Annotated in this window: 3 protein-coding genes; all 3 read right to left on the minus strand. The window is 40.9% G+C overall.

All coding sequences use genetic code 11. From position 1 onward, the window contains the following. A partial coding sequence (locus C7B77_RS27560) for an ATP-dependent metallopeptidase FtsH/Yme1/Tma family protein (protein WP_342761379.1) occupies positions 1-467 on the minus strand: 467 nt, incomplete at its 3' end. Positions 468-1,458: 991 nt separating this feature from the next. Beyond that, positions 1,459-1,776, minus strand: a complete 318-nt coding sequence (locus tag C7B77_RS27575; RefSeq protein WP_106312592.1) for a hypothetical protein — start codon at positions 1,774-1,776, stop codon at positions 1,459-1,461. A gap of 341 nt (positions 1,777-2,117) precedes the next feature. After that, positions 2,118-2,426 carry a hypothetical protein gene (locus C7B77_RS27580; protein ID WP_106312595.1) on the minus strand — a complete coding sequence of 103 codons (309 nt, stop codon included), beginning with the start codon at positions 2,424-2,426 and terminating at the stop codon, positions 2,118-2,120. Positions 2,427-2,733 lie beyond the last annotated feature (307 nt).

A 2,733-nucleotide genomic window follows, 5' to 3' on the forward strand; every position in this document is an offset into this window, starting at 1 on the left:
AGGCGCGTATATTTGTCGCTATTTTTGAGGAAGTCAACCACCTCTTGGAGTTCCTGTTTTGCTTCATCGACACCAGCAACATCGGTAAATTTAACGCCAGTTTTTCCTTGTGCATAAGTTCGCGCTTTACTTTTACCAACACCCATTACTCCACCGCTACTTTCGGTATATTTAAGTAGCAAAGCACCCGCACCGACAGCAACTAATGGCGGTAAAACAACTGCAAGTAATGTGCCTAACCAAGATTCGGATGCTGCATTTTGAATGGTATATTCTACGCCATTAGCTTGCAGTAAATCTGGCAAACTATCAGCCAAAAGATCGGGAATAGTAAAGTAAGTTTCTTTGCTATTTTCGCTGACAACTGTATACTCAATGCGGTTGGGACTAATTATCACTCGCTCGACTCGGTTGGTTTTAACTGCTGCGAGAAAGTCACCGTAAGCCTGTTGGGGAATAGTTGCCATCGTTTTATACTTATAGAGTAGATGGAGCGCAATACCAAATCTAGATAACAGTTAAGCGAGAGAATGTTCGACTGAATAGTTTCAGCTTTTCCTATGTTTCAAGATTAATCGATCGTCCCGATCGACATAAGTCGTGGTGCTACTCCAAATCTGACGGTAAACCACACTGCTAGTGTACTTAGCAGCAATATATTCTAAGATTGGATAATCTACTTGCATCGAGCTTATCCCGCCGCCACATGGACAAAATAAAATCTTATAATTATGTCGGTTCGGAGGAAATAAGGCTATCTGTTGCAACTTGTCCGAGTGGCACAATTATTCGCTCGATCGCAGATTTAAAAAATTGGATTGACAATATATGCGATCGATAAATAATCGCCGAGCGTATAATAGCAGCGACTTTTGTTATCGATCGAGATGGAAATCTTCGATTAGCAGATCGACACTCCGAACATGTTGCTTGTGCTGGTGGAGAGTCTGTATTATCTGCTGGTGAAATATTTATTACTTGCGATCGCTCGTACCTTGAGATATTCGATATTACTAATCAGTCAACAGGTTATTGTCCTGAAATATCATCTTGGCAATATGTTGAACCCACATTCCGCTAGTCCAAGCGAAGCTTGCGCGCCGTCTTCGGCGGTCGAAAAATAATTAAAACGAAGCCATAGGATCGTAGCAGTTATATTCTCAATAAGCTCAGACTATTGAGAACAATCTCTCGATCGCCAAAAAGAGACTAAATCGCTAGAAAGCTTGATATGAAAGGATTCTGGATCTTATTATTTTTTAGGCGATCGAACTAGCGGAATGTGGGTTGAAGCTGCACTCGATCGCATTCCAATCGCTCATCCGCCACATTTTACTACCGAATTTACTTTTCGACGTTGCGATCTTTGCTCTCAAATCAATATTGGCAAAGAAAATCTATTTATCTGTTCGGTATGCAACTCAATTTTGTCGGATGAATGGAACTTTAAATCATAAGTTAAGCATCAACTGACGATCGCGCGATCGCGATTCGATCTAAATTATCGCTATAACCGGACGAAATAGCTGGATTGTTTTGCTGGCGCGATGGAGTAATTACTGTGAAGACAGCAATCGCGACAACCGTCGATACACCTACATAAATAGCGATCGCAGTCTGATTCGATTTCCCAGTTTTGCCATTGTAAGTAGTGCCACACTGGGTACATTTTACGTGGTTAAACATTTTCGGCCCGACTATTCCTCCCCACCAAGTAAAGCCAATTGCTTCGGCTTTTTCTGAAGCGCAGTTTGGGCAAGATCGATAGCGTTCCATATAGTTTCTCCGAGTGTTACCCGATGATATTTGTGGTCATACAAAGAGAATACCCATTTTAGATCGATCTCAAACATTATTGACAGTAGTATAACATTTTTTTGATTTTGTCAATTTCTTTCCACCTTTTTGTCGGCATTGTTTCCAATCCAGTTAAAGCCTCCTCCCAAAAAGCTATTGCTCGATCTAATCGATATACTTAAATTATCTCTAGTCTTTCAGTTTCACAATATCAGGATTTTAGGCGTAGGGTGGGCAAATTTTTGATAACAGTACGAGGGCGGAGCTTGCTCTTATTTGCCCACCACTCTCACAATATCAGTATATTTAGAAGATCGACACTACTGAAAATCATCATTACGGTTTTCTAATCTCATTACCCGTTGATTTAATCTGCGATTATTTCTGGCATTATCTTCCGTTTTGCGCTCATTTTTTGCCAGATCGGTATCGAGATCGATGATATAGTTTTGGAGTGAATTGAATCCGCCTGTCATTGTTGTCAGCAGTGTCCCCTCCATACTATCCATGCGATTCTGCATCGCCATCATGTTCTGTTGCATCACTGTCATGTTCTGCTGCATCACCCCAACAGCCTGGATGACTTGGCTGAGTTGATTCTCGATGCGTTCTAATCTTTCCTCTGACATATATTTAAGAAACTCGATAAATCTATTGTACTATCATCTGAGCTTCCACACCAATAGGGTATCCACAAGGGGATACCCCTAAAGATTTGCTCCGCATGAATAGGGCACCTACAAGGGGATGTCCCTAAAGATTTTTATTAAATTATCGGTCTTAATATTGATTGCTTGCTTGACGTCGATCGATTGCTGTAACACCATTTAATTCTAATACTTTGCCATTATCAACTACAGCATAAAGCAACCACCGATCGCCACAATCCATTCGATTTTTGACCGTACATTCTAGATACTGTCTCTTATACACATC

The sequence above is a fragment of the Chamaesiphon polymorphus CCALA 037 genome (assembly GCF_003003845.1).
GTDB lineage: Bacteria > Cyanobacteriota > Cyanobacteriia > Cyanobacteriales > Chamaesiphonaceae > Chamaesiphon > Chamaesiphon polymorphus.

Excerpts from the sequence above, each read along its gene's own strand:
- C7B77_RS27575 (WP_106312592.1), bottom strand. The coding sequence starts at position 1,776 with ATGGAACGCTATCGATCTTGCCCAAACTGCGCTTCAGAAAAAGCCGAA.
- C7B77_RS27580 (WP_106312595.1), bottom strand. The coding sequence starts at position 2,426 with ATGTCAGAGGAAAGATTAGAACGCATCGAGAATCAACTCAGCCAAGTC.